The sequence below is a fragment of the Tolypothrix sp. VBCCA 56010 genome, from assembly GCF_050875635.1.
Taxonomy (GTDB): domain Bacteria; phylum Cyanobacteriota; class Cyanobacteriia; order Cyanobacteriales; family Nostocaceae; genus Hassallia.
Map to the genome: position 1 here is coordinate 1 of NZ_JBPAOH010000408.1, position 636 is coordinate 636.

A 636-nucleotide genomic window follows, 5' to 3' on the forward strand; every position below is an offset into this window, starting at 1 on the left:
AGTTGGCATTGTTAAAGGATATGAAGGGAACCCAATAAAAATTGGAACTGGCTATGAAATAACAGGTACTGTTGTTAACGTTAAACCTGTTAATTGTTACGCATGAGTTGACCTGGAATGGCGTTGGGGAGGTTGCCAGATTGTTATATCTCACGCTGGAAAAACTTTATATAAAGATACTGGTACTTGTCCGTGTAAGTTTACAGTTGCTTGTGATGATGACTGTCCACCAGGATATTTTAAGTGTGAATGTGATACCTACCCCGGTGATTGTTGCGTGTCTTGTTCGGAAATGAAATCAGAAATAGCAGCTTTGCGATCGGCAATGGGGTTAGACGGTAAAAAAGGTGATAAGGGCGAACGCGGTCAGCAAGGGTTAGACGGTAAAAAAGGTGACAAGGGTGAACGTGGCGAACAAGGTTTAAAGGCGAACGCGGTGAACGTGGCGAACAAGGTTTAAGGGCGAACGCGGTGAACGTGGCGAACAAGGTTTAAGGGCGAACGCGGTGAACGTGTCGAACAAGGTTTAAGGACGAACGCGGTGAACAAGGAGAGGGAGATATAAAAGTGGAGTGGATAAATATAGAAGTTCCGATAGTTATTTGTGAATTACAAAGTAAAGAATGGAAACCAAAA

The 636-nt window shown here is 43.4% G+C and carries 1 protein-coding gene; it reads left to right on the forward strand.

Annotation, left to right across the window (positions count from 1 at the left end):
- The first annotated feature begins 277 nt into the window (after positions 1–277).
- Positions 278–460, forward strand: a complete 183-nt coding sequence (locus tag AABK37_RS41760; RefSeq protein ID WP_432557237.1) for a hypothetical protein — start codon at positions 278–280, stop codon at positions 458–460.
- Positions 461–636 lie beyond the last annotated feature (176 nt).